This window comes from Bacillus cereus group sp. Bce019 (assembly GCF_051781745.1).
Classification (GTDB): Bacteria; Bacillota; Bacilli; order Bacillales; family Bacillaceae_G; genus Bacillus_A; species Bacillus_A cereus.
Genome location: NZ_JBPWJX010000005.1, coordinates 56,814 through 76,088 on the forward strand (window position 1 = coordinate 56,814; position 19,275 = coordinate 76,088).

Genomic DNA, 19,275 nt, shown 5'->3' on the forward strand with positions numbered 1-19,275 from the left:
TTACTATCCAATAATAATCCGCTCTTTCGGGTATTTATAGCGAGGTGGTTGTTCCCTTCCACCACTAGCTAGTATAAATGTTAAAATACCAACGCGTCCGATAAACATAAGCACAATAAGTACAAGTTTCCCAACAGTTGTTAAATCAGGCGTAACACCTGTTGATAGTCCCGTCGTTCCGAAAGCAGAACAAACTTCAACAATTAAGCTCATAAGCGGTACATTTTCCGTAATAGATAAAATGAATAGCGCAGTAGCACATAACAAAATCCCCATCGTCATAACGACAGATGCTTTCAGCACATCCTCTTCATGTAGCTGACGTTTGAAGACTCTAACTGTTCTACCGCCCCTTGCGAAGGTGTATAGTGACAATATACTAACAGCAAATGTTGTTGTACGTATTCCGCCCCCAACCGAACTTGGAGATGCCCCTATAAACATTAATATACTCATAAATAAAAGCGTCGGTTGTGACAATTCACGTATATCCATCGTAGCGAGTCCACCACTTCGCGTCGTCACAGATTGGAATAATGTATAAAATACAGTTTCATGCCATGACTTTCCTACTAAAAAATGATTTCTCTCCAATAAAAAAATCATAATTGTACCAACAACAACGAGCGAAAAAAATGTTGTTGTCGTCAATTTTGTAAATAATGAAAAACGGAATAATTGTTGTCTCCTTTTACTAAGGAATTGTTTCACTTCCATTAGCACAGGGAAACCAATCGCTCCTAAAATAATTAGTAACATATGAATCATTTGAACAATATAATCTTTTTTATACGGAATTAATGATTGTCCTGTTAAATCAAATCCGCCGTTCGTAGTCGCACTAACAGCTGCAAAGAAACCGTGAAAATAAGCTTCTTGCCAAGTCGGAAAGTAAAGTAAAAATCTTGTACCTAATAGGATTGCTCCAATAAGTTCTATTGAAATAATTACAATCAAAATAGAACGCATCAATTCTACAAGACCCGATAAATTTCCTTGATTATGGTCTGCCATAATTAATCTTCTTCTTTGCAAACCAATCTTTTTCCCCGTAATGATCCAAACAAATGTACCAAGCGCCATAATTCCTAAGCCGCCTAATTGTAGAATAAGGGCTAAAACAATAATTCCTGCTGTAGTAAACGTATCTGAAATCGTAATAACAGACAGTCCCGTAACACTTACCGCACTAACCGATGTAAAAAGCGAATCTATAAATGTCCATTTCACACCAGGCTTCGTAACAAACGGTAAACTAAGCAATATCACCGATACAACTACCGCTAATAAATAAAACAAAACGATGAGTTGTACAGGACGTAATTTTTGTAAAAACTTTTTTATATCTCTCATTCCATCACTTCGCTACCTTTTTTCTATCGATTAAATAAAGAAAAATCTTCACTTTCTTTATTTGTAAATAACTGCTCAAATAATTTGGCAAATACCATTCCATACACAGTTCCATTACCTCCGTGCAATAATGCGTAAAATAAATTATGTATCTTCTTATCTTCTTTTAAAATAGGTAGACCATCATGACTACTACCAAATGCTGCTGCCCAATAATACTCTGCTTGTATATTCTTATACTGCGGGAACATCTCTCTTACAATGTTAATAAGGATATCACGCTTACGCAATAGTTTCGTATCACCAATCGGTTGAATTTGCATCGCTTCATCTAATCCGCCTACCATAATGCGGTTTTGAAACGTCCGAAAATATAAGTAGGGACGTGCTGTTTCCCAAATTAACGATCGCTCATGCCAGCCATCAAACTGATCTATTTCATTTGTCACAACTGCATAAGATGCCTCTACTGTTGTATTTTTTTCTTTCTTCCCAAAAAGTGCTTCATAGCCCGTCGCCATAATAATATTCTTTGCTACAATTTGATTTCCTGTTTTCGTGTAACAAATTAAATCATTTTGCCGTTTTTTTATATGTATTGCCTCTGTATGTTCATATATATTAGCTCCCATTTGGTTTGCTTTATGCAAAAGACTATGCGCTAGTAAATACGGATTCACCTCAGCATCACCGTGTGTATACAATGCCGCTTGTTTTATAAAAGGATAACGTTCCTTAATATCAGATTCTGTAAAATACTCAACAGGAAATCCATAATTCTGTAACGTATTGTACTCCTCTTGTAAAAATGAGACATCCTCACTTTTACTTGCATAATATAAACTACTTCTCGGAATAAAATAGGGATCAATATCGAGAGTAGGTACCACTTTCTCCATTGTTCGTAACGCTTCGTAACACAGTTTATATGCTCGTACCCCTTTTTCTTCACCAAATGTATGGATAAGTGAGGTTAACGATTTATCATGAAGAAACTGTAATAAACCTACATTTGCAAATGTACTACCACATGCAATTTCTCTTTTTTCAATAAGCATTACACTCATGCCGATTTTCGCTAAAGAATACGCTATATGAGCACCGGCTTCGCCACTTCCGACTACGAGCACATCACATATCATATCATTTTCTAACAGTGGATAACAAGGTACAGAAACTCCTGTATTCCAAAACAACTTACCCGTCATAAGTTTCATAATTATACTCCTAAAATATAAATTTCTCCTTTCTATGTTTTGTTATTTTTCATAAAAAAATCCAACTAACATAGGCTAGTTGGATTTTTTTATTTTTAATTAGAACGCTCTTCAAGCCAATTTCCAATCGTCGGATATGTTTGTTTTACAGCTGTTCCACCGTAAACGATAGACATATGCCCTGTTGGTAAACATACATATTGTTTATCTGTGCTAGAAATATGATCTAGTAATGCTTCTACTTGACATGGCAAAGCGATATGATCACGTTTCCCGGAAATATTTAAGACATTCGCCTTAATATTTGCAAGGTCTACCTTTTGTCCGCGAATAACGAGTTCACCCTTAACCAATTTATTATTTTGATAAAAATCACGAATCCACTGTCTGTATGATTCACCTGGGAACGGAATACCATCACCAACCCACTTTTGAACCAATCTCCAGCTTTCGACGAAGCGCTCATTCTCTGAACGATCTACTAAAGCAACATATGGACCAACAAAGTTCGTAATTGGCTTTAACATTTTGTTTCCGAAATCAATCATTTCTGGCGGAATATTTCCAAATGTATCAACCGCTTTATCTAAATTGAAATATTTCTCATCTAATAAAGGACCATACAATCCTGTTTCAGAGAAATCAAAAGGACTTGTCATGAAAATCAAATTACGAATTGGCATGTGCGGATGAAGTGCTGCATAAATAGAAGTTAGCGTTCCACCCATGCAATAACCAAGTAAAGAAATCTCGTCCGATTTTGCAGTTCGCATTACTTTTTTTACTGCTTTTGCAATATAATCAAAAACGAAATCATCAAATTTCAAATGACTATCTTCTAAACCAAATGTGCCCCAATCAAGCATATACACATCAAAACCACGATCCACTAGATATTCCACTAAACTATTTCCAGGAGTTAAATCCATAATATATGGTTTATTAATAAGAGCATATATTAACAGAATTGGAACTCTTTGTGTTTTTTCTTGTTTTGGAATGTAGCGATAAAGCTTTGTCTTATTCTTCGTCCAAATAACCTCTTTCGGCGTTAATCCTACTTGCGGCTCTGGTTCACGTAATAAAATTTCACTCGCCCTTTTCACTCGGCGGTACGCTTTTCGGTACTCTTCTGGGTATAGCTCTAATTGCTTTTCCCATTCTGTTGCGAATGTAGTCATTTTTTTATCTCCTTTTTGGTCGATTTCCTTCTTAAAAAAAGAAGTGCATTCCTGCTATGGATATGCACTTTTTTCTTACTTCATTACATATATAATCCGCCGTTAATGTTTAATTGTTGACCTGTGATATACGCACCATCACGGCATAGGTATACTACACCTTTTGCAATTTCATCAGCTTGACCAAAACGTTTTTTCGGGATTTTTGCAACAATTTTTTGACGTACTTCTTCTGGTACTTCTGCTACCATTTCAGTATCAATAAATCCTGGGCAGATAGCGTTTACAGTGACATTTGTTTTTGCAAGTTCTAACGCTAATGATTTTGTAAATCCTAACATACCCGCTTTTGCTGCTGAGTAGTTTGTTTGGCCAAATCCACCTGCTTGACCAATAATAGAAGAAATGCTAATAATTCTTCCTTCTTCCGCTTCCGTTATGTATGGAAGCACCGCGCTTGTCGTATTAAATACGCTGCTTAAATTCACGTCAATTACGCGCTCCCAATCTTCACGATTTAATTTTTTGAATGTACGATCTCTTGTAATACCAGCATTATTAACAAGAATATCAACTTTACCAAAATGATTCACAGCTTCTTCTACAAGTCGGTTTGCATCTTCTACTTTAGAAACATCCGCTTGCACTGCATAAACGTCATGTCCGTCTTTTCCTAATTCATTTACTAAATTTTCAGCTGCTTCTTTACTGCTATTATAGTTAATAACTACTTTCGCTCCCTCTTGTGCTAATGCTACTGTAATTGCTTTTCCAATTCCTTTTGCTCCACCTGTTACGATTGCTACTTTTCCATTTAATTGAACCATTTCTTTTCCCCCTTAAATGAATTTGTGAACGATTGTTATGAATCATTTTGGTACTCATACTATAGAGTCCATATATAATTATGTTTCGCTGTTTATACGTGAAAAGAGATTCTCCCGCTCTCTTTTACCTGTTATAAACAAGCGCTTTTATCATTTTTTATTTTCTGGTTTATTCGTAGGCTTTACCTCTTCTTTTACAGGTACTTGTAGTTTAGCTAGTACTGCATTTTGCTTTTCTAGCAATTCTACAATTCGATCTACTTTTGTTTCAAGCGTACGAATATCTTGTTTCACTTTCGTCACATCACGCTTTAATGTAGGGGCTTGTCCTAAAGAATCTACTTTCTCCTCTAGAAACTCCTCAATGTTATCTACTTTATTTTCTAAGTTAATAACAAGCGTAGCCACTCTTGCGATATCCTCTTTCGTCGGCACATTTACTTGTTCTAAATAGTTTTTTGTCGTATCATTTAATGCTTTTTGATAAAACAAATTCAAATCTAGAACGCTGCCCATCCAAGCTGAATATTCTTCTGTTTTAATTGTTTCATTGAGCGCTTTTCCCCAAAATGTTTCGGTTTGTTCATAAGCATTTTTCCATGCTTGTAGTGGATCGAATTTTTGATCAATCACTTTACCTACACTCCCTTTTTCGTTTTTGAAACAATTCAACCTATTCACTATTTTCTAATATTCTGAATAAAACTTCAAGTCTATATTTTATTTTTTTCTATTTTCTAACAAATGTGTTGACTTTAAAAACAGATAGGTGTAAATTGCACTTATAAGCAAAAAATTCCATCTAACTGATTCATGAGGTGATGCACAATCATGCTACAAAATGAACCAGAACAACGCGAAAGTTTGGAGAAGAACCAAGCGAAACAACCAAACTCCATGCCAAAAAACTTCTTAGTTCCCTTCTTACTTCTCTGTCTAAAAGACTGGAGTCTTCATGGTTACAAACTTATTCAAATGCTAATGGATATCGGCTTTTCTTCTGTTGACCAAGGTAATGTTTATAGAACACTACGCAAATTAGAAAAAGAAAACCTTATTTCTTCTACTTGGGATACAAGCGATGGAGGGCCGGCAAAAAGAATTTATTCTTTAACTGAATATGGAGAGCAATATTTAACAACCTGTGCGACTTCTTTTGAACATTATCAAAATATGTTGCGAACGTTTTTCACGTTATACACCAATGCATTCTTTCCATTTTCTACTTCTCCAGAAAAGGATGAAAAGGATTCTTCATCTTCACCTGGTGGTACAGCAGAGTAATCTGCGTTCACAATATGCAAAAAAACATTTGGGGGTCAAACAATGGAAACTAAACCATACGAATTAGTCGATGCATTTTGGAAAAACTGGTCTCAATCACTTTCCCTTTTCTCTTCAGCTGGAAAACAGTTAGAGCAACTTACTTTAGAAACATTAAAACAACAACAAGACGCTTTGCATAAATTAACATCAGGAGTAGATGAACTAGAAAAAGAACTACAACAACTCACTGCTCAGTTCAATAACCAATACACAGATTACGTGAAACAATTAACTGGAAACTCCTTAAATGATCAAATTAACGAGTGGCAAGACAAGTGGAAGGAACTTTCTGCTCATATGCATCAGCTTACCGTTTCTCCTACAAAAACTTCTTTGTCAATTCTTACACAAACAAGCGGTCAATTTGAAGAAACAACAAAACAATTTATTGAGCAACAACAATTACAACGTGAAGAGGCTCAAAAACAGTTAGAGGGTTTTTTGGAAGAGTTCAAGTCAAAACAGTTGGAACTCGCAAAAAAGTTCGAGGAAAACTCAAAAAATCTATTTACTTCCATCAAGTAAGAAAAATGTGGGAGCTAACCGCAGCACAAACAAAACTCTTTCTTCCTCCTACTACATCAAGATGGCTAACATTTTTCGATATGGAAAAGAAGGAGGACAAAATGAATCCATTTCAAGAAGCACAAACTGTTCCGGAGCTTCGCTATGATGAGATTCAAGTCGGTGATCAAGCATCCCTTACAAAAACAATTACAGATGAAGATGTTATCAATTTTGCAAAATTGACTGGAGATGTGAATCCTATTCACATTTTAGATTCTTTTGCAAAAACGACAATGTTTAAAGAACGTATTGCTCACGGAATGCTCGTTTCGAGTTTTATTTCTACCATCCTTGGAACGAAACTCCCAGGCAAAAATACGATTTATTTATCCCAAAATGTTTCATTCCGTGCCCCTGTCAAAATCGGTGATACACTTCGCGTTGTGGCAGAGGTTATTAAGAAGCGTGACGATAAAAAAATCATTACGTTGCAAACAAACATATATAATCAATCAGATGATATTGTCGTGGAAGGAACAGCGACAATACTAAAAAAAGAGTAGCAAATTTGCTACTCTTTTTTCTATCCAAGAACTTCTAATCGCACCGATTACTTCCGCGTATGAGTACGTCGTTTCCACATAAAATAACGTTACCAGTTTAGATAAGAACTTAGCTGAACTGGACTACTCATAAGGATGTGTATCAACATGGTAAAAACAAACAAATTATTAGTTCCAGGTGCAGAACAAGCGCTTGAACAATTTAAATATGAAATTGCACAAGAATTTGGTGTAAGCTTAGGATCTAATACAGCATCTCGTTCTAACGGTTCAGTTGGCGGTGAAGTAACAAAACGTCTTGTTGCTTTAGCTCAACAACAACTACGTGGATAATAATATAACATATGGCTTAGGGGCAGATATTCTCTGCCTCTTTCTATTTTTAACATACATAATCGTACTTTTTCACATACTAGTAAAAGCAAATTGAAAGGAACGATACGTAACATGAAACGGATTAATATTCGCATGAGTCCTCCCCGTGTTCTTACATTGGCTTTTATTATGTTATCACTTATCGGTACATGCTTATTAAAGTTGCCAATTGCTACAACAACGTCTATCTCATGGCTAGATGCTTTATTTACAACCGTTTCTGCTTGTACGGTTACAGGGCTTGGTGTGGTAGACACTGGGAAAGTATTTACCTTATTTGGCCAATGTGTCATTTTAACACTTATACAAGTAGGCGGACTGGGCATTATGAGCTTTGCTGTCTTAATTGCGATTATGCTTGGAAGAAAAATTGGTCTTCAAAATCGGATTTTACTGCAACAAGCATTAAACCAAACGAATATCGGCGGCGTCATCCGTCTTGCCAAAGCATTATTTTTATTCTCTTTTACAGTCGAATGTATCGCTACTATAATTCTTTCTTTTGAATGGGTACCAAAATACGGGGTTACGAAAGGGATCTATTATAGTTTTTTCCATTCAATCTCAGCCTTTAACAATGCTGGCTTTTCTGTGTGGAGCGATAATTTAATGTCCCATTCTCATAGTATTCTTGTCAATCTCGTCATTTCCTCTCTCATCATTTTAGGTGGAATTGGTTTTACAGTAATCGTAGACATAAAAAGAAAGAAAAACTTTAAAAACCTTACACTACATTCAAAACTTATGCTCTCTTCTACTCTAATCGTCAACATTATTGCTACCCTTTTTATTTTTATATTCGAGTTCCATAACTCCCTTTCTATGAGAGGTTTTACCCCATTTGAAGAAGGATTGGGCTCTTATTTTCAAGCAATTTCAACGCGAACTGCCGGGTTTAATACAGTTGATATTTCTACATTGTCAAAACCTTCCCTCCTATTAATGATGCTCCTTATGTTTATTGGTGCTGGTAGCGCTTCAACTGGTGGTGGGATTAAGTTAACAACATTTTTAATCATATTTTTTGGCGTATTTAAATTTTTACAACAACAAGAGGATATTGTCGTATTTAAAAAATCCATTAAAGATACTCTCATTGTCAAATCATTAACCATTACTATTATTTCCATTTCATTTATCTTTTTTGCTATTTTAATTTTGAGTATTACTGAGCGAGTTCCTCTATTGATGAGTGCTTTCGAAGTATTTTCAGCATTTGGGACTGTTGGCCTCAGTATGAATTTAACACCCCACTTAACTATAATCGGAAAAGCTATTATTATCTTTATGATGTTTTTTGGGAAAATGGGTCCTTTAACATTGGCTTTTTCATTTGCTCGTAAAAAGAACCAGAAAATAAAATATCCGAATGAAGATATTTTAACAGGTTGACAACCGTATAAATTATCCATATAATGAGAATACAATAACATATCTCCAAAGGGGAGTAGCGTCCAAGAATATTTCTTGGAAACAAAGTCGTCATTACGTAGAACTTAGTTCTTCCGGCTTTGTTGGCATTTTTTATTACATATGTCTAGCAAGACCTTTGCCTATTAACGGCAGAGGTCTTTTTTGTATTCAGTTCCAGATTCTTCCAAAGTTAATAGGCAGGAGTATGGGGAAACTAAATAGTGGGGAAATTCTTCACTTATTTAGAACTTATAGAAATGAGAGGAGAATGTACATGGATGTATCATTATTATTGGAGTATGGTTGGGTATTACTCATCCTAATTGCACTTGAAGGGATTTTAGCGGCTGATAACGCTCTTGTTCTTGCAATTATGGTAAAACATTTACCAGAAGAAAAACGAAAGAAAGCACTATTTTATGGATTAGCGGGGGCATTTGTTTTCCGATTTGGATCGTTATTTATGATTTCGTTCTTAGTCGATGTATGGCAAGTGCAAGCAATCGGTGCCATCTACCTTATGTTTATCGCTGGTAATCACTTATTTAAAACATATGTTAAAAAGAATACAGATGAAGAAACAGAAGAAAAAGAAGCAAAGAAAAAACAAGAGAACTTTTGGTGGACTGTATTTAAAGTTGAGGTCGCTGATATCGCCTTCGCAGTTGATTCAATTTTAGCTGCTGTTGCACTAGCAATGACTTTACCAAAAACAGGATTAGGTACAATTGGTAGTCTTGATACTGGGCAATTCGTTGTTATCTTTGTAGGTGGACTTATCGGATTAATCATTATGCGATTTGCAGCAACTGCTTTCGTACAGATTTTAAAACGTAAACCAGGACTTGAAACTGCAGCATTCTTAATTGTAGGTTGGGTTGGTGTGAAGCTAGCAGTTTATACATTAGCACACCCTGCATTAAATGTAATACCACATTCATTCCCAGAATCCACTCCGTGGAAGCTTACATTCTGGATTGTATTAGTCGGAATCGCAGTTGGTGGTTGGTTCTTCTCAAAAGAAGTAGAAGTAAAAGTAGAAAAGAATTTAGACGAAAAAGCGCTGTAATTACAGCGCTTTTTCTTTTTCCGTTCTTCCTCTCAATGTCCAGAAAAAATTCCATTATACTACCTTTTGTAAACGTTTTCTCAATGCATGTATGTCCTTTTTGTGAAACATTGCACAAACTTATTGAAAGTGAGAACAATTCCATGTACTTTATTCATATAAGAAGTATTTATAGAAGATTTACTAAAGGAGCGTATTACTCATGCTAGAACAAGGACTAGATTATGTTGTCAAACTGGCTAAAAACAAAAAGAAAATACTAGATACAAACCCAATGCAATATTTCATTCGTGCTGCACTTGCGGGTATTTATATCGGTTTTATTATTGTACTATGTTTTAAATTAGGTAACTTTTTTCACATTGCAGATTCACCAGCAACGTATTTAGCTGCTTCTATGTTTTTCGGGATTGCTCTCGTACTTATTATATATGGCGGTGCTGAATTGTTTACTGGAAACACAATGTACTTTACTGTAGCAACTTTAAGAAAAGAAACAACGATTTCTGATACACTTCGTAACTGGGTTGCTTGTTATGCAGGTAACTTAGCCGGCGCGTTATTCTTTGCCTTACTATTTTACGCAACTGGAATTTTCGAAGCAATTGATCACGGTCACTTAATGAGTAAAGTCGTTGAAGGAAAGATGAACACACCTACGATGCAGTTATTCTTTAAAGCTATTTTATGTAACTGGCTCGTATGTCTTGCTTGTTTCTTACCTTCTCAGGTTAAAGGTGACACAGCAAAAATAATGGTCATGATGCTACTTGTTTTCACATTCTTCTTATCTGGTTACGAACATAGTATTGCAAACTTATCACTCTTTGCTTTATCTTTAGTTTCACCGCATCCTGAGACAATTTCTTTTTCAGGTGCTATTCATAACTTAATTCCTGTTACAATCGGTAACATTATTGGTGGATCAGTATTTGTCGGTATGGTATACCACTACTTAACAAAGAAAACACCTGACGTTCAACAGGAAAAAACTGAAATCCCAACAGCTCAACAAGAAGAGATTATTCCTTTACAAGCACATATGAAACATTAAAAACTCCAAAATTTTACTTTGGAGTTTTTAGCTTCCCACGTATTTAACTACAAGGTGAGGATTAATTTCTCCCTCTTCCTTTCCCTTATCCATTCTCTGTTTCATCTTATGCATACCGATGACATCATTCGTATGAAGGTGAATTTCATTTACATATAATCCCTCTGTACAAAAAGCTTCTACAAAATCTAGTCCATTTTTTGCTCCCCAGCCCATATTATAATCAAGGGAAAGAATATTCACATCATAATCCCGAACCATTTGCAAGGCACATTCTACTGTAGTTGCGGGCACATACCCGAACGGGCAACTTCTTTGATCATCCATATATACGTTCATTTTCGATTCCCTCTCTAATTTGAATAAACGGCTAATACATAACACATTGCCCCAAGACTAATAAAAGGACCAAATGGAATTGGCTTTCGTACTTCTATACGTTTTAATCCGATACCAATCCCAAAAAAACAAAGACTAAAACAAGATGCTAAAAATAAAACGATAAAAACTCCCTTCACTCCTACTATGAAACCAAGTAACGAAAGTAGTTTTACATCTCCTCCGCCAAGCCCTTCTGGATATATCTTTTGCATGCAATATAACAAAAGGAATATAACACCACTACCAACTATACTATCTGTCCAAGTAACTAATTGTACAAAAACACTTTCAAGAATGAGTAAAACGGCAAACGAAATTAAAATACAATCAGGAATTAACATATATAAGTAATCTGTAACCGAAATAATAAGAAGTAGCGAAAAAAGGGATAAAATGATAATAAGTTCTCGTTCTATTCCAATCATATACACGGTAAGAAGAAATATACTTCCTGTTATACATTCAAATGCTACATACATAATTGGAATTTTCCTCTTACAATTCGTACAACAGCCTCTTTGTATATAAAATGAAATGATGGGGATTAGTTCTTTTGGCCTTAGTACATATTTGCAATAATAACAATGTGAACGCGGGGTAATGATAGACGCACCTAATGGAACCCTTATTGCAACTAGCATAAAAAAAGAACCAAACACCATCCCTGCTAACAGTGCATATAAATAAGTGAACATCCCTTCCTCTCCTTTCCAAAAAAACATAGCAAAAAAAGGAGAGAACTTCTACTTCATATTATCCTTTATTCTACTAAAAAAGCAGGCCATTTTCCGGCCTGCTTTCCCCTCTTTTATACGATGAAATATACTGCTTTTAATGGTCCATGTACTCCGACAACAAGATTCATCTCAATGTCAGCCGAGTTACTTGGCCCTGTAATAAAGTTAATACAAGATGCCGCTGTCTCCCCATTTTCTACGCGTGAGTTCATATCCTGAACTGCTTGTGTAATACGAGGCACAAGTGTTTCACGTGGAATAATAGCAAAATATACAGTCGGTAAAAAGTGTAAAGAACGTCCTTGCCCTTTATGACTTTGTACAACAATTGTACCAGATTCAGCTAATGTATAATCACTAAATGCAATACCAATATTCGCTTTTTCAGCTAAACGCATATTTTCGTCTTTTCTCTCTGGATCCCATACGTTCACTTCAACGTCTAGCTTTGGAAGTTCTTCTTTAAATAAAGATGTTAAACCATATGCATCAAAACGCTCATCTGCTGATAATAAAATAGGTCCCCCGCCGTTTTCCATAATTACTTTTTGAAGGTCTTCACCTAAACTGTCATTTGTCGTTTCTACTACAGTTGTATGAATGTTTGTACATTGCTTTTTAAACACTTCTAGTAATTCTTCTTGTGAATAATCTTTTAACGTTTCTATATTCACATTACTTTTCCATACTGGACGCTCTACACCTTCTGTTTTACGCGCGCGCCCAAGTTCTTTTGCAATGTTATCTAGAAAGGCATCACGGTTTTGAATTAATCCTGTCATTATTTGTCCCCGCCTTTCTTATGATCTTTATACCAATCACGGAATCGTTCTTTACTTGGAGCTGGGAATTCACGAATATCTGTCCAGTTTTTAAGTGGCCCAACACCTTTTGATACACGGTTACCAGATGTAAATGGACTCATTGCTGCTGGCGCCATTTTTGATCCCATTTTATATAAAGCTGCTGAAGATGCACCCATACTAAACATTTTCATTGCTAATTTTTCTGCAAGTGGAGCACGTCCTTCTTGCTCAACGATAACTTGACGATGTTTTAATAATAAATCATGCAATGGAATTTTTACTGGACAAGCTTCTGTACATGCTCCGCATAAACTAGAGGCATAAGGAAGCTCTTTGTAATCATCATATCCACCTAAAAGTGGTGTTAATACCGCACCAATCGGTCCTGAGTATATAGAACCATATGAATGTCCACCAACATGACGATATACAGGGCATACGTTAACACAAGCAGCACAACGAATACATTGCAATACTTGGCGGAATTCAGATCCAAGAATTTGAGAACGACCATTATCGACCACAACTAAGTGGAATTCTTCTGGGCCATCTACTTCCTCTTCTTGAATTGGTCCCGCTACCGTTACATAACTTGTTAACTTTTGACCTACTGCACTACGACATAGTAAACCAACTAAAACATCTAATTCTTCCATTGTAGGAACCATACGTTCCATACCCATTACCGCAATTTGTGTTTTAGGAATTGACATAACAAGATCTGCATTACCTTCATTCGTTACTAAACAAAGAGATCCAGTATTTGCAACAGCAAAGTTACAACCAGTTACACCAATTTCTGCATCCATAAATTTCTCACGAAGTTGTTTACGAACAAACTTTGTCATTTCATATGGGTCATCAGAATTTTCATAGCCTAGCTTTTCTTTAAATACATCGCGAATTTGCGTTCTATTTTTATGAAGTGCAGGTGCAATAATATGTGAAGGTGGATCGTTATCTACTTGCAAAATATACTCTCCTAAGTCACTCTCTAACACTTCACAACCAATCTCTTCAAGCGCATGGTTCATACTAATTTCTTCTGTTACCATCGACTTTGATTTTACTACTTTTTTCGCTTGTTTCTTTTTGGCAACGTCTTGAATATACTTTGCAGCTTCCTCTTTCGTCTTCGCAAAGTACACGTGTCCGCCTCTTTTTGATACATTTTCACTTAACTGCATTAAGTAATAATCCAGATTTTCTAACGTATGTTGACGAATTTGTTCACCTAGTTCACGCCACTCTTCCCAGTTTCCTAATTCATCTGCAGCTTTTAAGCGATTCGTATATAAACGCGTTTGTGCAGAAGATACTGCTCCGCGCATAAACGAATCTTGAATTCCATCACCAACGCGATCATTAAATTTTTTCTCACTGATTTTCATAGACATAGCTTATGTTCCCCCTTCATGAGCGACTATTCAGTACCTCAGCAATATGCATTACTTTTACTTCTTTTCCTAAACGCTCAATACGTCCGCCAATGTTTAACAAACACCCACAATCTGCACCGATTAAATAATCTGTACCTGTTTCCATGACACTATCTACTTTTTCGTCTACCATTTGCTCAGAAATTGGAGTCATCTTAACTGAAAACGTTCCCCCAAACCCGCAACAATTTTGCACGTTTGGCAAATCTCTCACAGTTAATCCTTTTACATTTGATAATAAAATTCCTGGTGCTTCTTTTACTCCAAGCATACGCGTCATATGACATGATTTATGAATAGTAGCTATCCCTGGTAAACTTGCACCAACATCTGTAACTTTTAAAACATCTACAATAAACTGTGTAAATTCATAAGTTTTATCAGCAACTTTTTGTGCACGTTTAGCCCACTTTGGATCATCTTTGAAAACATGCGGATACTCATGAAACATTGTCGCACAAGAACCAGATGGCGTAACAATATATTCTGCATCTTCGAAAGTTTCAATCATATGTTTCATCGCTTCTTTTGCTGCTTCTACATGGCCGCTATTATAAGCAGGCTGCCCACAACAAACTTGTGCTTCTGGAAATTCAATTTCACAACCTAAACGCTCCAACACTTCAACTGTTGCTTTGCCGACATTTGTTTCAAACATATCGACTAAACAAGTAACAAATAAAGTAACTTTCATAACTATTACTCCCCCTTTTTACAACTTCACCAACAAACATATGGTCATCAGATGACTTAGTAGAGAAGAAATAGGCTCAACCATGGCCTATCCTCTCCCTCTTCTAAAGAAAACGCTTACTTAATCTTTCTCTATTTTATCAGAAAATTAAATTTTTAAAAGATTAAATTACGAATTTATATCGTTTTTACCTGTGACAATATGTTCTACATTTGTTAAATGATCTAGCATTGCTTGCTGCGCTAATTCTACATCTTGTTTTAACACCGCATCATATATAACTTGATGCTCTTCTATAAGTCGTTCTGATGTCGTTTGTTCACCATATAAAATAATGCGTCTTGATTCACCAATTGTTTCAGCAATCATCTCTGAAACATGATTCATGAGTTCAAGCAAAATGTTATTATGCGAAGACTCTGCAATTCCCATATGAAATTGAAAATCGGCTTTTTCACCAGCCTTTTCATCTCCAATGCTCTTTGCCATTTCATCTAACCAATGTTTCATATTTTGTAAATTATCTTCCGTACGTTTTGCCGCCGCTACTCGAACTGCCCCCACTTCAAGCACCTTTCGTACTTCTAATAAATTCAAAATATCTTCTTTCTTCATTAATAATCTATTGTTTAATGATTTCGTTAATGAAGAAGAATCGAAGTTCTTCACATATGTACCTTCTCCTTGTTTCATCTCAATTAAGCCCATCGCTCTTAGCGCACTTAGCGCTTCACGAACAGCAGATCTGCCAACTTGAAACTGCTCAGCTAATTGATGCACAGGGAGTAGTTTGTCACCAGGTTTTAACGTACCATTTTTAATCATTGTTAAAATAGCTTCAGATACTTCTTCGTAAATTTTTTTCGGTTTAATAGATTTGTACTCCAGTTAAATCACCTCAGTATCTTCCAAACAACAATTGAAACGATTTATAAGAACTTTGCATCATAACTATTTTAGACCGAATTGATAAGAAGTACAAATGTTTTGTTCATAAAATAGTCAAATTTTCGATATTTATTATATATTAATTTATATTTTGCGTGTAAAGTGAAACTTTAATCAGTGGGGTTTTGTTCATCGCCCACTGATTATTAGCTCTCACCAATCGGGCTTTTACGGGCAGCAGGGCCTCCACCTAACTTCTTTGCTTCCGTTGAATTTTGAGGTGAAGGTCTTACTGCCCGGCGAATAGCGGGATAAATATTTTCTTCAATATAAAGAACATGTCCTAAAAATTAGAACATGCTCCCCTCATCCTGTACATTCAGTTTAATAATAACCGTTGTTCCCTTATCTTTTTCACTTTCAATTTTCCACTGTCCACCATGTATATGAACAATTTGTTTCACAATAGCAAGGCCTAAACCTGTTCCACCGTGTTGACGACTTCTCGCTTTATCAACTCGGTAAAAGCGTTCTCCAAGATTCTCCAAATGTTCTATATCAATACCAATTCCTGTATCTTTTATTTTTAATTCACAGTAATCATCGATTTGCTCTAAAGTTATAACGATATTTCCTTTTTGATTTGTATACCGTATCGCATTATCTAACACATTATGAAGCACTTGTTGCATACGATCCTCATCAATCATGACAATGACCTCTGGATTTAAATTGGTTGAAATATGAATTTCCTTTTCTATAAACTTAATCTCATACGTATCTAATACGTCTTCAATCAGCTGTGAAAAAACGATAGGTTGCTTCTTTAACGGAAAGTGCTCACCTTCTAATTGTGCTAAGTCTAACAAGTCATGAACGAGACGCTGCATACGACCTGCTTCTTTATGAATTAGCTGCGTTACTTTTTCCTGCTGTGGTCCCTTTGCAACACCATCTAAAATAGCCTCGCTATACCCTTTTATATAACTAAGTGGTGTTCTAAGTTCATGCGAAACATTTGCTAAAAATTCCTTACGCTTTACATCTTCTGTTTCTAATGAATTTGCCATTTTATTAAATGCTTTTCCTAATCGTCCAATTTCATCCTCTGAAGAAACTGTAATCCGCTCCGAAAAATCTCCCGTAGCCAAATGATTTGCAACCCGCTCCATTTGCGAAAGTGGCTTCGTAATTGCAATTATAATTTTCCTTCCAACCCATATCGTAATTAAAATCATAGCAATTGCTAACGGTGCTAAAATAAGACCCATATCATAGATTAAATCTTTTATACTTTTTAAAGGAATATACGAATAGACAATTCCGACTAATTTTTTATTTTCCAATACAGGGATGACAACCCCCATAATATTACGGTCAAAATGTTCTTCATATCCTATTTTCGTCACAGTTTTCCCGTCTAATAGCGTTTGCCTATCTCCTTCACTTATAAGAGAATGATGATGCACATCAAAAGGCAAACATGCGCTTAAATCACGCGGATTAGACACGAAAATAACGTCTGAACTAGATATTTGATCAAACGATCTTACTTTCTCTTCAAAAGTTGATATTCCTTCACGCTTATCATATTGAGCAGCAAGACTTTTTCCTTCCATTACTAACGAAGCTTTTAAATTATCAACGTATAATTTTTCATACGAGTATAAAGATACGAAATAAAGAAAGGACACTGTTACACATACTGCAAATACTACTGTAAGCCAAAGTTTTTGTACCATCGTAAACATACGTTACACCTCAAATTTATAGCCTACACCCCAAACAGTTTGAATGTAGTTTCCACTTTCTCCAAGCTTCAAGCGCATCGTTTTCACATGTGTATCTACCGTTCTTGTACTTCCGGCATAATCATATCCCCATACCTTTTCAAGTAATTGCTCCCGGCTAAATACTTGTCCTGTATGTTGGCAAAGAAAATATAATAAATCAAACTCTTTTACAGTAAGAGAAATCGACTCACCATCCGCCTCTATTCGTCTACTTTTTTCATTGATAAGAATTGGTCCAAATTGAATCTCTTCTTGCTGTTCTTGCTTTGTATATCTTCTTAGCACAGCTTCCATACGGGCAACCAATTCACCAGGACTAAACGGTTTTACAATATAGTCATCTGCTCCCATACGTAAGCCGTTCACCCTATTCCACTCTTCACCTTTTGCCGTTAAAAATATAATCGGCACATCTGACGTTTTTCTAATTTCTTTACAAACTGAAAGTCCATCCATTTCTGGCATCATTATATCTAATACAACGAAATCATAATGATCCGTTTCTAGTTTTTTAAGAGCCTCTTTTCCATTCTCAGCTTCTCCCCACTCATATCCAAAGTTATCCAAATACATTCCAACAAGCTGTCTCATATCACTTTCATCATCTACAACTAGCACTCTATATTTATTCATTGTCCTTCCCTTCCCTCTCTATGAGTTGAAACGGTCCTTTTCCGACTTTAATTGTTTGTTTTATTTTCAAATTCTTCATATCTATAACGCACACTTCATCACTATCATAACTGGCTACATACCCTTCTGCTCCGCTCTCAAAAAATGCAAATGGATTCGACCCTACTTCTACAGAAGCTATTTCTTTATATGTTCTAATATCAAACTTTCTAAGTGTATTCGACCCATGACTGAGTGCATATACGTACTTACTATCCCTCGTTATATTCACAGGCATAAATGGAGCGTGTAAAGAACGCACCATTTCTCCACTCTGTAAAGAATACACTAACACTTTCTCATTTACTTGATTTCCATCACCATGTCCGCCAATCCATATTTCTTTCCCATCAGGACTAATCGTCGCTCCTGTTGATGCTGGCGGAATCATAAAGGATTGAATAACTTCTTTTTTCTTCGTATCAATTGTCGTTAGTTTCGTATCATAAAAGTTTAGTACAGATAACCGATTCTGATACTCTACCATCGTTATAGGCCCTTTTCCTGTTGAAACATTTCCTGTCTCTTTCCCATTTATCGTAAAGAACCTTACCTTTTGAACATTTTGATCAGCAGCAAATAATTGTTTTTTATCTGCTGATACGACCACATTTACAATGCCCTTTCCAGTTTTATATTTTTCCACTTGCCTTCCTTCCGCTAGTGAATATACATACATATATTCTAATTGCTTACCGTATACAAGTATTTCATCGCCATTTGGAAGCAGTGTGATTCCGGCTATTGGCTCATTTAGTTCCCATGTCGTAATTAACTTTTTATCTTTTTTATCAATAAAACTAATACTGCCTTCTTTTATATTCGTAGTTATAATAACATTTTTATCTTTAGCAATTGGTGTATATGAACTTCCTTGACACCCTACTAGTAGAAATAAAAAACAGAGAAGAAAAACATACTTTCTCAAAAGATTCCCTCCATCTTCGGATGATTTCGTTATAATTGTAAAATAACAAATA

Annotated in this window: 21 protein-coding genes and 1 riboswitch; of the genes, 7 read left to right on the plus strand and 14 right to left on the minus strand. The window is 35.7% G+C overall.

Annotation, left to right across the window (positions count from 1 at the left end; genetic code table 11):
• Positions 1-3: 3 nt before the first annotated feature.
• The 5 genes from ACS2QP_RS10365 to phaR form a co-directional block, all read right to left on the minus strand.
• Positions 4-1,353: a TrkH family potassium uptake protein gene (locus ACS2QP_RS10365; protein ID WP_001204714.1), complete on the minus strand. Its 1,350-nt coding sequence runs from the start codon at positions 1,351-1,353 to the stop codon at positions 4-6.
• Positions 1,354-1,376: 23 nt separating this feature from the next.
• A complete protein-coding gene (locus ACS2QP_RS10370; RefSeq protein ID WP_000772560.1) occupies positions 1,377-2,570 on the minus strand; it encodes an NAD(P)/FAD-dependent oxidoreductase in 1,194 nt (397 codons plus the stop codon).
• A gap of 95 nt (positions 2,571-2,665) precedes the next feature.
• Positions 2,666-3,751, minus strand: coding sequence for a class III poly(R)-hydroxyalkanoic acid synthase subunit PhaC (gene phaC / locus ACS2QP_RS10375; protein ID WP_000206336.1), 1,086 nt, complete (start codon positions 3,749-3,751; stop codon positions 2,666-2,668).
• A gap of 83 nt (positions 3,752-3,834) precedes the next feature.
• Positions 3,835-4,578 carry an acetoacetyl-CoA reductase gene (locus ACS2QP_RS10380; protein WP_000250407.1) on the minus strand — a complete coding sequence of 248 codons (744 nt, stop codon included), beginning with the start codon at positions 4,576-4,578 and terminating at the stop codon, positions 3,835-3,837.
• 150 nt (positions 4,579-4,728) lie between these two features.
• A complete protein-coding gene (gene phaR / locus ACS2QP_RS10385) occupies positions 4,729-5,211 on the minus strand; it encodes a polyhydroxyalkanoic acid synthase subunit PhaR (RefSeq protein ID WP_000566945.1) in 483 nt (160 codons plus the stop codon).
• 198 nt (positions 5,212-5,409) lie between these two features.
• Between phaR and phaQ the strand changes: the two genes are divergently transcribed.
• The 7 genes from phaQ to ACS2QP_RS10420 all read left to right on the plus strand — a co-directional run bounded on the left by phaQ (position 5,410) and on the right by ACS2QP_RS10420 (position 10,885).
• Positions 5,410-5,862: a poly-beta-hydroxybutyrate-responsive repressor gene (gene phaQ / locus ACS2QP_RS10390; protein ID WP_000939953.1), complete on the plus strand. Its 453-nt coding sequence runs from the start codon at positions 5,410-5,412 to the stop codon at positions 5,860-5,862.
• A 42-nt stretch (positions 5,863-5,904) separates the two neighbouring features.
• On the plus strand, positions 5,905-6,429 hold the full coding sequence (phaP, locus tag ACS2QP_RS10395) for a polyhydroxyalkanoic acid inclusion protein PhaP (protein WP_000448594.1): 525 nt from the start codon (positions 5,905-5,907) through the stop codon (positions 6,427-6,429).
• A gap of 101 nt (positions 6,430-6,530) precedes the next feature.
• Positions 6,531-6,974 (plus strand): MaoC family dehydratase, encoded by a 444-nt coding sequence (locus tag ACS2QP_RS10400; RefSeq protein ID WP_001067916.1) that lies wholly within the window; start codon positions 6,531-6,533, stop codon positions 6,972-6,974.
• A gap of 147 nt (positions 6,975-7,121) precedes the next feature.
• Entirely contained in the window at positions 7,122-7,307 is a 186-nt protein-coding gene (locus tag ACS2QP_RS10405) for an alpha/beta-type small acid-soluble spore protein (RefSeq protein ID WP_000241212.1), read from the plus strand.
• Positions 7,308-7,421: 114 nt separating this feature from the next.
• Complete coding sequence (locus ACS2QP_RS10410; RefSeq protein WP_438882401.1) at positions 7,422-8,741, plus strand: TrkH family potassium uptake protein; 1,320 nt, start codon at positions 7,422-7,424, stop codon at positions 8,739-8,741.
• A gap of 38 nt (positions 8,742-8,779) precedes the next feature.
• Positions 8,780-8,946: riboswitch (yybP-ykoY riboswitch) on the plus strand.
• 90 nt (positions 8,947-9,036) lie between these two features.
• Positions 9,037-9,831, plus strand: a complete 795-nt coding sequence (locus ACS2QP_RS10415) for a TerC family protein (protein ID WP_000383326.1) — start codon at positions 9,037-9,039, stop codon at positions 9,829-9,831.
• Positions 9,832-10,033: 202 nt separating this feature from the next.
• Complete coding sequence (locus ACS2QP_RS10420; RefSeq protein WP_000893023.1) at positions 10,034-10,885, plus strand: formate/nitrite transporter family protein; 852 nt, start codon at positions 10,034-10,036, stop codon at positions 10,883-10,885.
• A 27-nt stretch (positions 10,886-10,912) separates the two neighbouring features.
• Here the strand turns inward: ACS2QP_RS10420 and ACS2QP_RS10425 are convergent, their stop codons facing one another.
• The 9 genes from ACS2QP_RS10425 to ACS2QP_RS10465 all read right to left on the minus strand — a co-directional run bounded on the left by ACS2QP_RS10425 (position 10,913) and on the right by ACS2QP_RS10465 (position 19,223).
• Positions 10,913-11,224, minus strand: a complete 312-nt coding sequence (locus ACS2QP_RS10425) for a cyclic-phosphate processing receiver domain-containing protein (RefSeq protein WP_001103764.1) — start codon at positions 11,222-11,224, stop codon at positions 10,913-10,915.
• Between the two features lie 14 nt (positions 11,225-11,238).
• Positions 11,239-11,961, minus strand: a complete 723-nt coding sequence (locus tag ACS2QP_RS10430) for a prepilin peptidase (protein ID WP_416809738.1) — start codon at positions 11,959-11,961, stop codon at positions 11,239-11,241.
• A gap of 113 nt (positions 11,962-12,074) precedes the next feature.
• Positions 12,075-12,785, minus strand: coding sequence for a LutC/YkgG family protein (locus ACS2QP_RS10435; RefSeq protein WP_017673691.1), 711 nt, complete (start codon positions 12,783-12,785; stop codon positions 12,075-12,077).
• Entirely contained in the window at positions 12,785-14,206 is a 1,422-nt protein-coding gene (locus ACS2QP_RS10440; RefSeq protein ID WP_000061927.1) for a LutB/LldF family L-lactate oxidation iron-sulfur protein, read from the minus strand. Before ACS2QP_RS10440 ends, ACS2QP_RS10435 begins: the two co-directional genes overlap by 1 nt.
• A gap of 16 nt (positions 14,207-14,222) precedes the next feature.
• A complete protein-coding gene (locus tag ACS2QP_RS10445; RefSeq protein WP_438882402.1) occupies positions 14,223-14,942 on the minus strand; it encodes a (Fe-S)-binding protein in 720 nt (239 codons plus the stop codon).
• 168 nt (positions 14,943-15,110) lie between these two features.
• Positions 15,111-15,800 (minus strand): FadR/GntR family transcriptional regulator, encoded by a 690-nt coding sequence (locus ACS2QP_RS10450; RefSeq protein WP_254904515.1) that lies wholly within the window; start codon positions 15,798-15,800, stop codon positions 15,111-15,113.
• A gap of 380 nt (positions 15,801-16,180) precedes the next feature.
• Positions 16,181-17,581, minus strand: a complete 1,401-nt coding sequence (locus ACS2QP_RS10455) for a sensor histidine kinase (RefSeq protein WP_098584343.1) — start codon at positions 17,579-17,581, stop codon at positions 16,181-16,183.
• 3 nt (positions 17,582-17,584) lie between these two features.
• Complete coding sequence (locus ACS2QP_RS10460; RefSeq protein WP_001046397.1) at positions 17,585-18,256, minus strand: response regulator transcription factor; 672 nt, start codon at positions 18,254-18,256, stop codon at positions 17,585-17,587.
• The gene (locus tag ACS2QP_RS10465) at positions 18,249-19,223 is read right to left on the minus strand and encodes a YncE family protein (RefSeq protein WP_098584342.1); all 975 of its coding nucleotides are present in this window, start codon (positions 19,221-19,223) and stop codon (positions 18,249-18,251) included. Before ACS2QP_RS10465 ends, ACS2QP_RS10460 begins: the two co-directional genes overlap by 8 nt.
• Positions 19,224-19,275 lie beyond the last annotated feature (52 nt).